At 40.4% G+C, this 14,527-nt stretch carries 16 protein-coding genes and 2 other annotated features; all 16 genes read left to right on the forward strand.

Annotated features, from left to right (window positions below):
- The first annotated feature begins 53 nt into the window (after window positions 1-53).
- The 16 genes from gltX to rpoB all read left to right on the forward strand — a co-directional run bounded on the left by gltX (window position 54) and on the right by rpoB (window position 14,503).
- Window positions 54-1,514 carry a glutamate--tRNA ligase gene (gene gltX / locus NSQ94_RS00665; protein WP_339229894.1) on the forward strand — a complete coding sequence of 487 codons (1,461 nt, stop codon included), beginning with the start codon at window positions 54-56 and terminating at the stop codon, window positions 1,512-1,514.
- 42 nt (window positions 1,515-1,556) lie between these two features.
- Window positions 1,557-1,791: a binding site (T-box leader), on the forward strand.
- A gap of 37 nt (window positions 1,792-1,828) precedes the next feature.
- Window positions 1,829-2,509 (forward strand): serine O-acetyltransferase, encoded by a 681-nt coding sequence (cysE, locus tag NSQ94_RS00670; RefSeq protein WP_082829424.1) that lies wholly within the window; start codon window positions 1,829-1,831, stop codon window positions 2,507-2,509.
- Complete coding sequence (cysS, locus tag NSQ94_RS00675; protein ID WP_339229897.1) at window positions 2,506-3,903, forward strand: cysteine--tRNA ligase; 1,398 nt, start codon at window positions 2,506-2,508, stop codon at window positions 3,901-3,903. The genes cysE and cysS overlap by 4 nt, the downstream gene beginning before the upstream one ends.
- A 2-nt stretch (window positions 3,904-3,905) precedes the next feature.
- The gene (locus tag NSQ94_RS00680) at window positions 3,906-4,334 is read left to right on the forward strand and encodes a Mini-ribonuclease 3 (protein ID WP_066247904.1); all 429 of its coding nucleotides are present in this window, start codon (window positions 3,906-3,908) and stop codon (window positions 4,332-4,334) included.
- Complete coding sequence (gene rlmB / locus NSQ94_RS00685) at window positions 4,282-5,067, forward strand: 23S rRNA (guanosine(2251)-2'-O)-methyltransferase RlmB (protein ID WP_339229899.1); 786 nt, start codon at window positions 4,282-4,284, stop codon at window positions 5,065-5,067. Before NSQ94_RS00680 ends, rlmB begins: the two co-directional genes overlap by 53 nt.
- Window positions 5,068-5,070: 3 nt before the next feature.
- Entirely contained in the window at window positions 5,071-5,586 is a 516-nt protein-coding gene (locus NSQ94_RS00690) for an NYN domain-containing protein (RefSeq protein WP_063387141.1), read from the forward strand.
- 79 nt (window positions 5,587-5,665) lie between these two features.
- Window positions 5,666-6,319, forward strand: coding sequence for an RNA polymerase sporulation sigma factor SigH (sigH, locus tag NSQ94_RS00695; protein WP_063387142.1), 654 nt, complete (start codon window positions 5,666-5,668; stop codon window positions 6,317-6,319).
- A gap of 63 nt (window positions 6,320-6,382) precedes the next feature.
- Complete coding sequence (rpmG, locus tag NSQ94_RS00700; protein WP_082829425.1) at window positions 6,383-6,526, forward strand: 50S ribosomal protein L33; 144 nt, start codon at window positions 6,383-6,385, stop codon at window positions 6,524-6,526.
- 34 nt (window positions 6,527-6,560) lie between these two features.
- Window positions 6,561-6,743, forward strand: coding sequence for a preprotein translocase subunit SecE (gene secE / locus NSQ94_RS00705; protein WP_063387143.1), 183 nt, complete (start codon window positions 6,561-6,563; stop codon window positions 6,741-6,743).
- A 116-nt stretch (window positions 6,744-6,859) separates the two neighbouring features.
- Window positions 6,860-7,393 (forward strand): transcription termination/antitermination protein NusG, encoded by a 534-nt coding sequence (gene nusG / locus NSQ94_RS00710; protein ID WP_063387144.1) that lies wholly within the window; start codon window positions 6,860-6,862, stop codon window positions 7,391-7,393.
- A gap of 180 nt (window positions 7,394-7,573) precedes the next feature.
- Window positions 7,574-7,999: a 50S ribosomal protein L11 gene (gene rplK / locus NSQ94_RS00715; RefSeq protein ID WP_063387145.1), complete on the forward strand. Its 426-nt coding sequence runs from the start codon at window positions 7,574-7,576 to the stop codon at window positions 7,997-7,999.
- Between the two features lie 103 nt (window positions 8,000-8,102).
- On the forward strand, window positions 8,103-8,801 hold the full coding sequence (gene rplA, locus NSQ94_RS00720; RefSeq protein ID WP_063387146.1) for a 50S ribosomal protein L1: 699 nt from the start codon (window positions 8,103-8,105) through the stop codon (window positions 8,799-8,801).
- A gap of 55 nt (window positions 8,802-8,856) precedes the next feature.
- Window positions 8,857-8,999 (forward strand) — a sequence feature (ribosomal protein L10 leader region).
- 43 nt (window positions 9,000-9,042) lie between these two features.
- Window positions 9,043-9,543 (forward strand): 50S ribosomal protein L10, encoded by a 501-nt coding sequence (gene rplJ / locus NSQ94_RS00725; protein WP_063387147.1) that lies wholly within the window; start codon window positions 9,043-9,045, stop codon window positions 9,541-9,543.
- A gap of 54 nt (window positions 9,544-9,597) precedes the next feature.
- Window positions 9,598-9,963: a 50S ribosomal protein L7/L12 gene (rplL, locus tag NSQ94_RS00730; protein WP_063387148.1), complete on the forward strand. Its 366-nt coding sequence runs from the start codon at window positions 9,598-9,600 to the stop codon at window positions 9,961-9,963.
- Window positions 9,964-10,067: 104 nt separating this feature from the next.
- Window positions 10,068-10,670 (forward strand): class I SAM-dependent methyltransferase, encoded by a 603-nt coding sequence (locus tag NSQ94_RS00735; RefSeq protein ID WP_066247918.1) that lies wholly within the window; start codon window positions 10,068-10,070, stop codon window positions 10,668-10,670.
- Between the two features lie 254 nt (window positions 10,671-10,924).
- A complete protein-coding gene (gene rpoB / locus NSQ94_RS00740; protein ID WP_063387150.1) occupies window positions 10,925-14,503 on the forward strand; it encodes a DNA-directed RNA polymerase subunit beta in 3,579 nt (1,192 codons plus the stop codon).
- The last annotated feature ends 24 nt before the right edge of the window (window positions 14,504-14,527 follow it).

A 14,527-nucleotide genomic window follows, 5' to 3' on the forward strand; every position in this document is an offset into this window, starting at 1 on the left:
TTGGTGGTACAATATTTTAAAGAATTACGGTTTGATTATTGGAGGGACAAAATATGGCTGACAACGGAATACGGGTTCGCTATGCACCGAGTCCGACGGGGCATTTACATATTGGAAACGCACGCACTGCATTATTTAATTATTTGTTCGCTAGAAGCCAAAATGGGAAATTTATTATCCGAATTGAAGATACCGATCAAAAGCGGAATATCGAAGGAGGAGAACAAAGCCAGCTTTTTTATTTAAAATGGCTTGGAATTGATTGGGACGAAAGCATAGACAAGGGCGGAGATTACGGTCCTTATCGACAATCGGAGCGGACAAGCATTTATAAAAAATATTATGAAGAGCTCTTGGAAAGAGACTTGGCGTATAAATGTTATTGTACGGAAGAGGAGCTTGAAAACGAGCGTCAAGCGCAAATCGATCGCGGTGAAATGCCAAGATATTCAGGGAAATGCGCACACCTTTCTAAAGAACAGCAAGAGGCACTCGAAAAAGAAGGACGGAAACCAAGCATTCGTTTCCGGGTTCCAAAAGGAAAAATATATAAATGGAACGATATCGTAAAAGGAGATATTTCTTTTGAGTCCGATGATTTTGGGGATTTTGTCATCGTGAAAAAAGACGGAACACCGACTTATAATTTTGCCGTCGCCGTCGACGATCATTTAATGGAAATCAGTCATGTGTTGCGCGGAGAAGACCATATTTCCAATACACCGAAGCAAATGATGATTTATGAAGCTTTTGGATGGGAACCGCCTGTTTTTGGTCATATGACGTTAATCGTCAATGAAAACAGAAAAAAATTAAGCAAGCGTGATGAGAGCATCATTCAATTTATTGAACAATATGCTGAATTAGGGTATTTGCCTGAAGCGCTCTTTAATTTTATCGGTTTGTTAGGATGGTCTCCTGTTGGGGAAGAAGAGATTTTCAGCAAAGAAGAGTTTATTAAAATTTTTGATCCAAACCGATTATCAAAATCACCTGCTGTTTTCGACACACTGAAATTAAAATGGATGAACAATCAGTACATGAAAAAGCTTGATCTCGAAAAAGTAGTCGACCTTTCGCTGCCCCACCTCGTAAAAGCCGGACGCGTCAGTGAAAATATGTCAGACGATGAAAAAAATTGGGTGCGCCGCCTCATTTCCCTATATCAAGATCAAATGAGCTACGGTGCAGAAATTGTCGAATTAAGCGAAATGTTTTTTAAGGAAGAGATAGAGCTCGATGAAGAAGGAAAGCTTGTGCTTCAAGAAGAACAAGTTCCTTCCGTGTTAAGCGCATTTTTGGAAGAAGTGAAAGCAATTCAAGATTTCAAAGCAGATGAAATCAAAAAAGCGATTAAGTCAGTTCAAAAAGCGACAGGTCAAAAGGGGAAAAAATTGTTCATGCCGATTCGCGTTGCGACAACCGGGCAGACACACGGTCCTGAGCTGCCGCTTGCCCTTGAGCTCTTAGGAAAAGGAAAGATTATCACAAGGCTGGAAAAAGCACTAGATTAACTTTTTAAAAAAATTGTAATATAGTATGTATGAACAGATGACGGAAAAACGTTGAGAAGGAGAAGTAAGAAAGCAAACGGCTTTTCAGAGAGAACCTCCTTTGGCTGAAAGAGGTTTAAGCACGCGCTTTCTGAAATGCCCCTTCGAGTCTTTTGTCGAAACCAGCGGGAGTAGACAAAAGCGGAGACTCACCGTTATAAGAGTTAAAGTTGAGGGAAAAGAAAAGCTATACCTTTTCCCTAAACAGAGTGGAACCGCGCTTATTTGCGTCTCTGTGTCTAGACAGAGGCGCATTTCTTTTTCAGTAGGGTATTATGATTACTTTTTATGGGAGGGAGAAAAATATGTGGAAAATATTAAAAGAAGATGTGGAAGTCGTTTTTGACCAAGACCCTGCTGCGAGATCTTATTTAGAAGTGATCTTAACTTATTCAGGCCTTCACGCCATATGGGCTCATCGGTTGGCGCATGCGTTTTACAAACGGAAATTGTACTTTATTGCCAGAGTCATTTCGCAAATAAGCCGCTTTTTCACGGGAATTGAAATCCACCCTGGTGCCAAAATCGGTCGTCGTTTTTTCATCGATCATGGCATGGGTGTCGTTATTGGCGAGACTTGTGAAATTGGCGATAATGTTACTGTATATCAAGGAGTTACATTAGGCGGAACAGGTAAAGAAAAGGGGAAACGGCATCCTACCATCAAAAATAATGTTCTCATTGCAGCTGGCGCGAAGGTATTAGGATCTATTACGATTGGAGAAAACTCGAAAATTGGCGCAGGTTCCGTCGTTTTGCGCGATGTTCCGGATAATTCGACTGTTGTAGGCATTCCGGGGAGAGTTGTTGTGCAAAACGGGAAAAAGGTGAGAAAAGATTTAAATCATAGAGATTTGCCGGATCCTATTTCAGATAAATTAAAAGAGCTTGAAAAAGAAATAGGAAAATTAAAGGCAGAATTAGATAATCTGAAAAAAAAGGAGGGCGTTCAATGAGCATCAAAATTTATAATACATTATCCAGGAAAAAGGAAGAATTTATTCCTTTAGAGGACAACAAGGTAAAGATGTATGTTTGCGGTCCTACCGTTTACAACTATATTCACATCGGAAATGCTAGACCAGCCATTGTATATGATACAGTTCGTCGATATTTGGAGTACAGAGGGTACGATGTGAAATATGTGTCGAATTTTACCGATGTGGATGATAAATTGATTAAAGCTGCAAATGATTTGGGCGAAACGGTTCCGGAGATTGCAGAACGATTTATTAAGGCCTATTTTTCTGATATTGATGCACTGGGATGCAAAAGAGCGGATGTTCATCCTCGTGTGACGGAAAATATGGAGACAATCATTGAATTCATCCAAGCTCTCATTGACAAAAATTATGCCTATGAAGTCGACGGAGATGTGTATTATAAAACACGGTATTTTAAGGAATACGGAAAGCTTTCGCATCAATCAATAGATGAGCTTCATGCCGGTGCCAGAATACAAATTGGCGAAAAAAAGAGAGATCCGCTTGATTTTGCACTTTGGAAAGCAGCAAAAGAAGGGGAAATTTCATGGGATAGCCCTTGGGGAAAAGGACGTCCTGGATGGCATATTGAATGCTCTGCAATGGCAAGAAAATATTTAGGGGATACAATTGATATTCATGCAGGCGGCCAAGATTTAACTTTTCCGCATCATGAAAATGAGATCGCACAATCCGAAGCGCTTACCGGCAAACCTTTTGCGAAATATTGGATGCATAACGGTTATATTAATATCAACAATGAGAAGATGTCTAAATCACTTGGCAATTTTATTCTTGTTCAAGATGTTTTAAAGCAGTATGAACCACAAGTATTTCGATTTTTTATGCTATCTGTACACTACCGACATCCTATCAATTATTCGAAAGAACTTTTGGATAGTACAAAAAACGGATTGGAAAGAATCCGCACCTCATATATCAATTTAAAGCATCGTCTGGAAAGCAGTGCGAATCTCACTAATGATGATGAAAAATGGCTGGAAGAAATCAGCCGGCTAAAGAAGGAATTTATTCATGAAATGGACGACGATTTCAATACGGCGAATGCTATATCTGTCATTTTCGATTTAGTGAAAAATGCAAACTATTATTTGGAAAGAAAAAACACCTCCGAAAAAGTAATTAAGGCATTTTTGCAGCTATTTAATGAATTTGGCGATGTATTAGGTTTGACATTTGATGTTCAAGAGCTGCTGGACGAAGACATTGAAAGGCTGATAAACGAGCGAAATCAAGCTAGAAAAGAAAGAAATTTTGCTCTAGCCGACAAAATTCGAGATCAGCTCAAGGAAATGAACATTATATTGGAAGATACGCCTCAAGGAACAAGGTGGAAAAGAGGATAAATATGATTGAGCTTGAAAAAATAAAAGAAGCACGGCAGCTTAACGGTCTTGTTTTAGCATATATGGGCGATGCTGTATATGAAGTATTTGTCAGGCATCATCTGTTATCAAAAGGAACTGTCAAACCGGGCCAGCTTCATAAATTGGCGAAGTCGTTTGTTTCGGCCAAAGCGCAGGCAGCGATTTTAAAAACATTAACTGACAACGGCTTTTTCAATGAAGAAGAGCTGGAAATAATGAAAAGAGGGCGAAATGCCAAATCAAACACGGTGCCGAAAAATACCGATGTACAAACATACCGATACAGCACGGCTTTCGAATCTTTAATCGGCTATCTTTTTTTAACAGGTGATCAAGATCGGCTAAACAACGTCATAGATGCTGCAATCGCTGCAACATACGAGAAAGGGGGAGTTGAACGTGGCGGATGAATATATATACGGGAAGAATTCGGTTATCGAAGCATTGAAATCGAACAGGGATATTAACAAAGTGTTTATTGCGGAAAATTCATATACTAAACAAGCGCAGCAAATTATAATGCTGGCGAAAAATAAAGGGGTAGCAGTTCAATTCGTTCCAAAGAAAAAGCTCGATCAGATCGTTTCGGGCAGCCACCAAGGAGTCATTGCGCAAGTTGCTGCATATAAGTATACGGATTTTGAAGATTTGTTCAAATTGTCTGACGAACGCGGGGAAGCGCCCTTTTTTATGATTCTAGATGAAATTGAAAATCCGGCAAATCTCGGCTCGATTATGAGAACAGCTGATGCTGCTGGAGTACACGGCATTATTATTCCAAAGAACCGGGCGGTCGGTTTAACCAATGTAGTGGCAAAAACGTCAACGGGAGCAATTGAATATGTTCCCGTAGTCCGCGTGACAAACTTGGCACGCACGATTGACGAGCTGAAAAACAGAGGTATATGGATTTACGGCACTGATGCAAAAGGGGAAGACGATTATCGGACAATTGACGGGAAACTGCCCGTTGCATTAGTAATCGGCAGTGAAGGGAAAGGAATTAGCCGCTTAGTAAAAGAAAAGTGCGACTTCCTTGTGAAAATCCCGATGGTTGGTCATGTTACTTCTTTGAACGCCTCCGTTGCTGCCAGTCTATTAATGTATGAAGTTTTTCGTAAACGGCGGCCATCAGGAGAGTAACCAATGGATATTTTATTAGTCGATGGATACAACATTATTGGTGCTTGGCCTGATCTGCAAAAATTAAAAGATGAAAACAATTTGGAGGATGCAAGGAAGATCCTGATCAACAAGATGGCCGAATATCAAGCATACACGGGGATGAAGGTGATTGTCGTTTTTGATGCTCATTTAGTGAAAGGAATTGAAAAAAAATATTTGGATAATCGCGTGGAAATTATTTTCACGAGAGAAAATGAAACCGCTGATGAACGGATTGAAAAGCTGGCCAAAACATTAAAAAATATTAAGACGAAAATTTATGTAGCAACATCCGACTATATAGAACAATGGACGATTTTTTCCCAGGGAGCTTTGAGAAAATCGGCGCGCGAGCTATATAACGAAGTGGTGTCTATTGAAGAAAGCATTCGAAAAAAAATTCAGCAAATTCAGGGCGAGCGCCCCGCTTCGAAGATTCGCCTTTCTTATGAAGTTGCCGAAAGGTTCGAAAAATGGAGAAGAGGAGATTTATCGTAATTTTGACATAAGTTGACGTTTATGGAAATCTTGCAGTATAATATTTCTAATAATTGTATGCGCGGTCGGGGTGATTTGCATGAGTGTTCAAGACAACAAGGGGGAAAAAATAAAAAAATTGCAGAAGCTTGAAGATGAACAAATTGTAGAGCTCGTCCACAAAGGCGACAGCGCTGCATTGGATTTCTTGATCACAAAATACCGGAACTTTGTGCGGGCCAAGGCAAGATCCTACTTTCTCATCGGGGCGGATCGTGAGGATATAATTCAAGAGGGGATGATTGGATTATATAAAGCGATTCGTGACTTTAAAGAGGACAAGCTTACCTCCTTTAAGGCATTTGCCGAGTTGTGCATTACCCGCCAAATGATTACTGCCATTAAAACTGCTACCCGTCAAAAACATATTCCTCTAAACTCGTATGTTTCATTGGATAAACCCATTTATGATGAAGAGTCAGATCGCACACTGATGGATGTAATATCTGGAGCAAAAGTAATGGATCCAGAAGAACTCATCATTAACCAGGAAAAGTTTGATGATATAGAATTGAAAATGGGGGAAATATTATCTGATCTTGAACGGAAAGTGTTGTCCCTTTATTTGGAAGGTCGTTCCTATTTAGAAATTTCAGAAGAATTAAACAGGCATGTAAAATCTATTGACAATGCCTTGCAGCGGGTGAAAAGAAAGCTAGAAAGATACTTGGAGCTGAGGGAATTTACTTCATAACTCATTGACATAAAAATTGCCATTATGTTACTGTTTAATAGAGTAAGTATCGGTAGGTGTAATATGAGGAAAAAAATAGTTCTAGCTTGTTCTCAATGCGGCAGCCGAAATTATTCAACGATGAAAAAGGCGACCGAAGAACGGTTGGAAATCAAAAAGTTTTGTAAAACGTGCCAAGCTCATACCACTCATCGGGAAACAAAGTAAATTGCACGATTCTTGGATTTCTGGAGGTAAACAAATGCAGCGCTTGACTGGATTTTTTCGAGATGTCGTAAAAGAAATGAAAAAGGTCAGCTGGCCGAAAAGAAAGGAATTGGTTCGCTATACGATTACGGTCATTACAACAGTAGCCTTTTTTGCTATATTTTTTGCTATTGTCGACTTAGGAATTTCTGAGTTATTAAGGCTTATTCTTGAATAAAAGCCTTTTATCCATGATATAATAGATATTATTCATAAGTCCGTCAGTAAACCCGGTAAACGGGTTTTTTCATTGCCTAAAAATGAAATGGGGAGGGAAGGACAAGGTCCTCTGATATGGAAAAGAACTGGTATGTTGTGCATACATATTCCGGCTATGAAAATAAAGTAAAAGCGAATTTAGAAAAACGCGTAGAGTCAATGGGCATGCAGGACAAAATTTTTCGTGTGATCGTCCCTGAAGAAGAAGAAATGGATATGAAAAGCGGAAAGAAAAAAGTGACGAAAAAAAAGGTTTTCCCTGGGTATGTTTTAGTAGAGCTCATCATGACGGATGATTCATGGTATGTGGTTCGCAACACTCCCGGAGTTACCGGATTCGTCGGCTCTGCAGGGTCTGGATCTAAACCAACTCCGCTTTTGCCGGAAGAAGTACAGGCAATTTTCAAACGCATGGGAATAGAAGAGGCTCGTGTGGAAGTTGATTTTGAATTAAAAGAAACGGTAAAAGTAAATGACGGCCCGTTTGCTAATTTCACGGGCGTTATCGAAGAAATCGATACAGATAGAAAAAAAGTCAAAGTTCTCGTCAATATGTTTGGGCGTGAAACACCAGTTGAACTAGATTTTTCCCAAGTTTCCAAATTGTAAAATGTAGAAAAACAAACTTGAAATCATTAATTAAAAATGGTAATATTTCTTAAGTCGATATGTCTCTGAAAGAGACTGAATGATGCATTAATCTTTCTCTCATTCATATAAAGAAGGATGTTGCATGAGTGGGAGGGTTTTACCCTATTACCACATCACGGACTTAAGGAGGTGTGTCTCGTGGCTAAAAAAGTGATTAAAATCGTGAAATTGCAGATTCCTGCAGGTAAAGCTAATCCTGCGCCGCCAGTAGGACCTGCTCTCGGTCAAGCTGGGGTTAATATCATGGGATTCTGTAAAGAGTTCAACGCTCGCACGGCTGATCAAGCTGGCTTAATTATTCCTGTTGAAATTACGGTATTTGAAGACCGTTCATTTACATTTATTACGAAAACTCCGCCTGCTGCCGTTCTTTTGAAAAAAGCAGCTGGAATTGAATCAGGTTCTGGTGAACCGAATCGTAATAAAGTGGCAACAATTAAACGCGATAAAGTTCGCGAAATTGCCGAAACGAAAATGCCTGACTTAAATGCAGCTAGCGTTGAAGCAGCAATGCGTATGGTTGAAGGCACAGCCCGAAGCATGGGCATTGTGATCGAAGACTAATCAATATGCATTGGTGTAGTAGGTTGCGAGTTTGTTTATTCAAGTTCGCAACCTTTATTCGTGGGAGGTTATTCCGCTAAAACCACATAAGGAGGAAAATGATATGGCAAAAAGAGGTAAAAAATATTTAGAAGCTGCAAAGCTTGTTGATCGTTCAAAAGCTTATGACGTAAAAGAAGCAATTGAATTAGTAAAGAAAACGAATATCGCAAACTTTGATGCGACAGTTGAAGTTGCATTCCGCCTTGGCGTTGATCCTCGTAAAAACGATCAGCAAATCCGCGGGGCTGTTGTGCTGCCGAACGGTACAGGTAAAACACAACGTGTATTAGTGTTCGCTAAAGGGGAAAAAGCAAAAGAAGCGGAAGCTGCTGGTGCGGATTATGTCGGCGACAGCGACTACATCAATAAAATTCAACAAGGCTGGTTTGACTTCGATGTTGTTGTGGCTACCCCTGATATGATGGGTGAAGTCGGTAAACTTGGACGTATTTTAGGTCCTAAAGGTTTAATGCCGAACCCTAAAACAGGAACGGTAACATTTGAAGTTGAAAAAGCTGTCAAAGAAATTAAAGCTGGTAAAGTTGAATACCGTGTAGATAAAGCTGGGAACGTTCATGTTCCAATCGGAAAAACTTCTTTTGACAGTGAAAAATTAGTTGAAAACTTTACAACAATCTACGATGCGCTATTAAAAGCAAAACCGGCAGCGGCAAAAGGCACTTACATGAAAAACGTTTCTGTAACGTCTACAATGGGCCCTGGAATTAAAGTAGATCCTTCCAGCTTTGTCGTGAAATAATAAACCGGTTTGACAAGCAGGGTGTATTTTAGTAAAATAAAAATGTTGTGTAATTAAATAGAATTCATTTATACCGTAGACAGTAGGTGCCGAAAGGCTTAATATCCTACCGAGGTGTATGATATAGATTAAGCGGAACGTTTGCTTATTTGTACGATACCTCCATGTCTGCGGGCATGGAGGTATTTCATTTCACCGGCGGTATAAGTGTTCATTTTCAATTTGCAGGAGGTGTAAACAAATGAGCAGCGCAATTGAAAAGAAGAAACAGATCGTTGAAGAAATTGCAGCCAAATTCCGTGAAAGCGTCTCTACTGTTATCGTAGATTACCGCGGTCTTAATGTAGCGGAAGTAACGGAATTGCGCAAAAGACTTCGTGAAGCAAATATAGAGTTCAAGGTTTACAAAAATACGTTAACTCGCCGTGCTGTTGAACAAGCAGAAATTTCTGGATTAGAAGAAGTGCTGACTGGTCCAAACGCTATCGCATTTAGCACTGAAGATGTCGTGGCGCCTGCTAAAATTTTGAATGATTTTGCAAAAGAGCATGAAGCGCTTGAGATTAAAGCTGGCGTCATCGAAGGCAATGTTGCAACAGTTGATGAAATTAAAGCGATTGCTGACCTTCCATCTCGCGAAGGCTTGCTTTCTATGTTGCTTTCTGTACTGCAAGCTCCTATTCGCAACTTTGCACTTGCAACAAAAGCAGTTGCAGATCAAAAAGAAGAGCAAGGCGCTTAAAGCAAATTTTCGTATTAAACTATTAGCAATTTAAAACATAAGGAGGAAAAACAAATGACAAAAGAACAAATTATTGAAGCGATAAAAGAAATGACTGTTCTTGAACTTAACGACTTAGTAAAAGCAATCGAAGAAGAATTTGGCGTAACTGCTGCTGCTCCTGTTGCTGTGGTTGGTGGCGCTGGCGGCGGTGAAGCTGCTGCAGAAAAAACTGAATTCGATGTTATTCTTGCTAATGCAGGTGCACAAAAAATTAAAGTTATCAAAGTTGTTCGTGAAATCACTGGCCTTGGCTTAAAAGAAGCAAAAGAATTAGTTGACAACACTCCAAAACCATTAAAAGAAGGCGTATCTAAAGAAGAAGCTGAAGAACTTAAAGCAAAACTTGAAGAAGTTGGAGCAGAAGTTGAAGTTAAGTAAAAGCTGTTAAATAAATAGAAAAGCTCGCTGATTCATTGGCGGGCTTTTCTTTTATGTATGAATTTCTGCCCGTAGAAAATACTCCTAAAAAAGGGGTGCAGAAAATGAGCGAACATTATTTTTCGGAAAAACCGGAAGTGGAAAGCAATAGGAGAAAAATTGAGTGCACGTTGAGAAATCATCCATTTGCGTTCATGACCGACCGCGGAGTTTTTTCAAAACGGGAGGTTGATTTTGGAACGCAGCTATTAATTGAAACTTTCGCTGCTCCCGAAATTCCAGGAGATATTTTGGATGTAGGCTGCGGATACGGACCGATCGGATTGTCAATTGCAAAATCGGAACCCGATAGAATGATTGATATGATCGATATAAATGAAAGGGCAATCGAACTTGCGGAACTGAATGCTCGAATAAACAACATTCAAAATGTCCGTGTGTTTCAAAGCAATTTGTTTGAAAATCTGGAAGGGAAATGGTATGCTGCTATTTTAGCAAACCCTCCCATTCGGGCTGGAAAACAAGTCGTCCATCATATATTTGAAAAAAGCTTTGATCATTTAAAAGACCATGGAGAGCTTTGGATCGTTATCCAAAAAAAGCAGGGGGCTCCTTCCGCTAAACAAAAGCTGGAGACTCTGTTTCGTTCGGTAGAAGTGGCAGAGAGAAAAAAAGGCTATTATATTTTTAAAGCAAAAAAAGATTGACCTGCAATCCAGGATATGTTAACATTATAAAATGCCAATATATTAATTTCCATTTGTAGCTAAATTTTTTCTTGGATGTATAGAACCAATCCATTAAGGAAAAAATAATAAAATCAACTATTTCTGCGCAGTGGTTTTCTTTTTTCATAAAGAAAATCCTTTTTCTTTTTACTTGTAATAGTATTTATTTTATTATATAAAACATGGAATGCTATTTACAAGATATTATTATGCTGATTTGAGGGGTGACTCAGTTGACAAGTCAACTAGTTCAGTACGGACGACACCGCCAACGCAGAAGTTATGCGCGTATTAAAGAAGTGTTGGAATTACCTAATCTTATTGAAATCCAAACCTCTTCGTATCAGTGGTTTCTTGATGAGGGTCTTCGTGAAATGTTTCAAGACATATCTCCTATCGAAGATTTCACTGGTAACCTCTCGCTTGAGTTTATTGACTACAGCTTAGGTGAACCGAAATACTCCGTTGAAGAAGCAAAAGAACGCGATGTTACTTATTCTGCCCCGCTGCGGGTAAAAGTGCGCCTAATTAATAAAGAAACAGGCGAAGTGAAAGATCAAGATGTATTTATGGGCGATTTTCCGCTTATGACGGAAACCGGCACATTTGTGATCAATGGTGCAGAACGAGTAATTGTTTCCCAATTAGTCCGTTCACCTAGTGTTTACTACAGCGACAAAATTGATAAAAACGGTAAGAAGGGCTTTACAGCTACCGTCATTCCAAACCGTGGCGCTTGGTTAGAGTACGAAACAGATGCAAAAGATGTTATATATGTCCGCATTGATCGCACTCGCAAATTACCAGTTACGGTTCTTTTACGTGCCCTTGGGTTTGGCTCTGATCAAGAAATCATCGATGTGTTCGGAGAAAATGAATATTTAAGAAATACGTTGGATAAAGACAATACCGAAAGCCCAGAAAAGGCGCTTCTTGAAATTTACGAACGCCTGCGTCCTGGTGAACCGCCAACAGTTGAAAATGCAAAAAGCTTATTGATCTCCCGTTTCTTTGATCCAAAAAGATATGATTTAGCAAGTGTCGGCAGATATAAAATTAACAAGAAACTTCATATCAAAAACCGACTCTTTAATCAACGATTAGCAGAAACTCTAGTCGACCCTGAAACTGGAGAAATCATTGCTGAAAAAGGAACTATTATTGATAGAAGAACGCTGGATAAAATTTTGCCTTACCTTGAAAAAGGAATAGGGTTTAAAAAATTCACTCCTGATGGTGGAGTAGTTGATGAAGACATCACGTACCAATCTATTAAAATTTATGCTCCAAACGATCCGGATGGAGAAAAAATTCTCAACGTTGTTGGCAACGCAAACATTGATGAAAGTGTAAAAAACATTACGCCAGCAGACATTATTGCGTCCATCAGCTACTTCTTTAATTTGCTATATGGAGTAGGAAATACAGATGATATTGACCATTTAGGAAACCGCCGTCTTCGTTCGGTAGGGGAGCTTTTGCAAAACCAGTTTCGAATCGGACTTTCACGGATGGAGCGTGTTGTGAGGGAGAGAATGTCCATTCAGGATGCCAATACGATTACTCCGCAGCAATTAATCAACATCCGTCCAGTAATTGCGGCCATTAAAGAATTTTTTGGTAGCTCCCAATTGTCCCAATTCATGGATCAAACCAATCCTCTTGCAGAACTGACGCATAAGCGCCGTTTATCTGCATTGGGACCTGGCGGACTCACACGTGAACGAGCAGGCTTTGAAGTTCGCGACGTCCATTATTCCCATTATGGACGCATGTGTCCAATTGAAACGCCTGAAGGTCCAAATATCGGATTGATTAACTCATTATCAACATATGCAAAAGTAAACCGTTTCGGTTTTATTGAAACGCCGTATAGAAGAGTTGACCCTGAAACAGGGAAGGTAACAGACCGAATTGACTATTTGACAGCTGACGAAGAAGATAACTATGTTGTTGCTCAGGCTAACGTGCCAGTAGCAGAGGATGGAACGTTTTTAGAAGATAATATTGTTGCCCGTTTCCGCGGGGAAAACATAGTGGTGAAAAAAGACCGTGTCGACTACATGGACGTTTCGCCTAAGCAAGTTGTATCAGCAGCAACAGCTTGTATCCCGTTCTTGGAAAACGATGACTCCAACCGTGCATTAATGGGTGCAAACATGCAGCGCCAAGCTGTTCCTTTGCTTCAACCAGAAGCGCCTATTGTTGGTACCGGAATGGAGTATGTATCGGCTAGAGACTCTGGAGCAGCTGTCATCTGCAAGCACGCAGGCGTTGTCGAACGAGTTGAAGCCAACAGAATTTTAGTTCGCCGTTATGAAGAAGTGGACGGCCAAAAGGTTAAAGGTGATCTCGACGAGTACAAATTGTTGAAATTCGTCCGTTCCAACCAAGGAATGTGCTACAATCAGCGCCCAATTGTATCTGTTGGAGACGAAGTCGAGAAAGGCGAAATTTTAGCTGACGGTCCTTCCATGGAAAAGGGAGAGCTTGCTTTAGGCCGAAATGTACTTGTCGCCTTTATGACATGGGATGGATATAACTATGAAGATGCCATCATCATGAGCGAGCGTCTTGTAAAAGAAGACGTCTATACTTCCATCCATATTGAAGAATATGAGTCTGAATCCCGTGATACAAAATTGGGTCCGGAAGAAATCACTCGTGATATTCCAAATGTCGGAGAAGACGCTCTTCGCAACTTGGATGAACGAGGCATTGTCCGCATTGGGGCAGAAGTTAAAGACGGCGACTTGCTTGTTGGGAAAGTAACGCCAAAAGGAGTTACAGAACTGACTGCTGAAGAACGATTATTGCACGCTATTTTTGGAGAAAAAGCACGTGAGGTTCGTGATACATCACTTCGTGTTCCGCATGGGGGCGGAGGTATTGTTCTTGATGTAAAAGTGTTTAACCGTGAAGACGGAGATGAACTGCCTCCAGGTGTCAACCAGCTGGTGCGTGTATACATTGTACAGAAGCGTAAAATCTCTGAAGGGGATAAAATGGCAGGCCGCCATGGAAACAAAGGGGTTATTTCCCGAATTCTTCCTGAGGAGGACATGCCGTTTTTGCCGGATGGAACACCAGTTGACATCATGTTAAATCCATTAGGAGTACCTTCCCGGATGAACATCGGGCAAGTATTGGAATTGCACCTAGGAATGGCGGCTAAGAAGCTGGGCATTCATGTTGCAACTCCGGTATTCGATGGTGCGACAGAAGAAGATGTATGGTCAACAATTGAAGAAGCTGGGATGGCCCGTGATGCGAAAACGGTCCTTTACGACGGCCGCACTGGGGAACCTTTCGATAATCGCGTGTCTGTCGGAATCATGTATATGATCAAACTGGCGCACATGGTTGACGATAAACTGCATGCTCGTTCCACAGGTCCATACTCGCTTGTTACACAGCAACCGCTCGGCGGTAAAGCACAGTTCGGTGGACAGCGGTTCGGAGAAATGGAGGTTTGGGCTTTAGAAGCCTATGGAGCAGCATATACATTGCAAGAAATCCTTACTGTAAAATCAGACGATGTTGTCGGTCGTGTAAAAACATACGAGGCAATCGTAAAAGGCGAAAATGTGCCTGAACCTGGAGTTCCTGAATCTTTCAAAGTATTAATTAAGGAGCTTCAAAGCTTAGGACTGGATGTTAAAATTCTCTCAAGCGATGAACAAGAAATCGAAATGAGAGAATTGGAAGATGAGGTAAATTCCACCCAGTCAGATGGCCTCTCTTTAACGACTGATACAATCGAAGAGGAAATTGTTGATAAAGAAGAAAAAGATGCAGTTGCCAAAGAGTAAAGGAATTTTTTGCTACGGAAGATA

This window comes from Aeribacillus sp. FSL K6-2833 (assembly GCF_037965815.1).
GTDB classification, from domain to species: domain Bacteria; phylum Bacillota; class Bacilli; order Bacillales; family Aeribacillaceae; genus Aeribacillus; species Aeribacillus composti.

What these genes read in the sequence shown, in the direction of transcription:
- gltX (WP_339229894.1), top strand. Translation starts at nt 54, where the DNA reads ATGGCTGACAACGGAATACGGGTTCGCTATGCACCGAGTCCGACGGGG.
- cysE (WP_082829424.1), top strand. Translation starts at nt 1,829, where the DNA reads ATGATTACTTTTTATGGGAGGGAGAAAAATATGTGGAAAATATTAAAA.
- cysS (WP_339229897.1), top strand. Translation starts at nt 2,506, where the DNA reads ATGAGCATCAAAATTTATAATACATTATCCAGGAAAAAGGAAGAATTT.
- NSQ94_RS00680 (WP_066247904.1), top strand. Translation starts at nt 3,906, where the DNA reads ATGATTGAGCTTGAAAAAATAAAAGAAGCACGGCAGCTTAACGGTCTT.
- rlmB (WP_339229899.1), top strand. Translation starts at nt 4,282, where the DNA reads ATGCTGCAATCGCTGCAACATACGAGAAAGGGGGAGTTGAACGTGGCG.
- NSQ94_RS00690 (WP_063387141.1), top strand. Translation starts at nt 5,071, where the DNA reads ATGGATATTTTATTAGTCGATGGATACAACATTATTGGTGCTTGGCCT.
- sigH (WP_063387142.1), top strand. Translation starts at nt 5,666, where the DNA reads ATGAGTGTTCAAGACAACAAGGGGGAAAAAATAAAAAAATTGCAGAAG.
- rpmG (WP_082829425.1), top strand. Translation starts at nt 6,383, where the DNA reads ATGAGGAAAAAAATAGTTCTAGCTTGTTCTCAATGCGGCAGCCGAAAT.
- secE (WP_063387143.1), top strand. Translation starts at nt 6,561, where the DNA reads ATGCAGCGCTTGACTGGATTTTTTCGAGATGTCGTAAAAGAAATGAAA.
- nusG (WP_063387144.1), top strand. Translation starts at nt 6,860, where the DNA reads ATGGAAAAGAACTGGTATGTTGTGCATACATATTCCGGCTATGAAAAT.
- rplA (WP_063387146.1), top strand. Translation starts at nt 8,103, where the DNA reads ATGGCAAAAAGAGGTAAAAAATATTTAGAAGCTGCAAAGCTTGTTGAT.
- rplJ (WP_063387147.1), top strand. Translation starts at nt 9,043, where the DNA reads ATGAGCAGCGCAATTGAAAAGAAGAAACAGATCGTTGAAGAAATTGCA.
- rplL (WP_063387148.1), top strand. Translation starts at nt 9,598, where the DNA reads ATGACAAAAGAACAAATTATTGAAGCGATAAAAGAAATGACTGTTCTT.
- NSQ94_RS00735 (WP_066247918.1), top strand. Translation starts at nt 10,068, where the DNA reads ATGAGCGAACATTATTTTTCGGAAAAACCGGAAGTGGAAAGCAATAGG.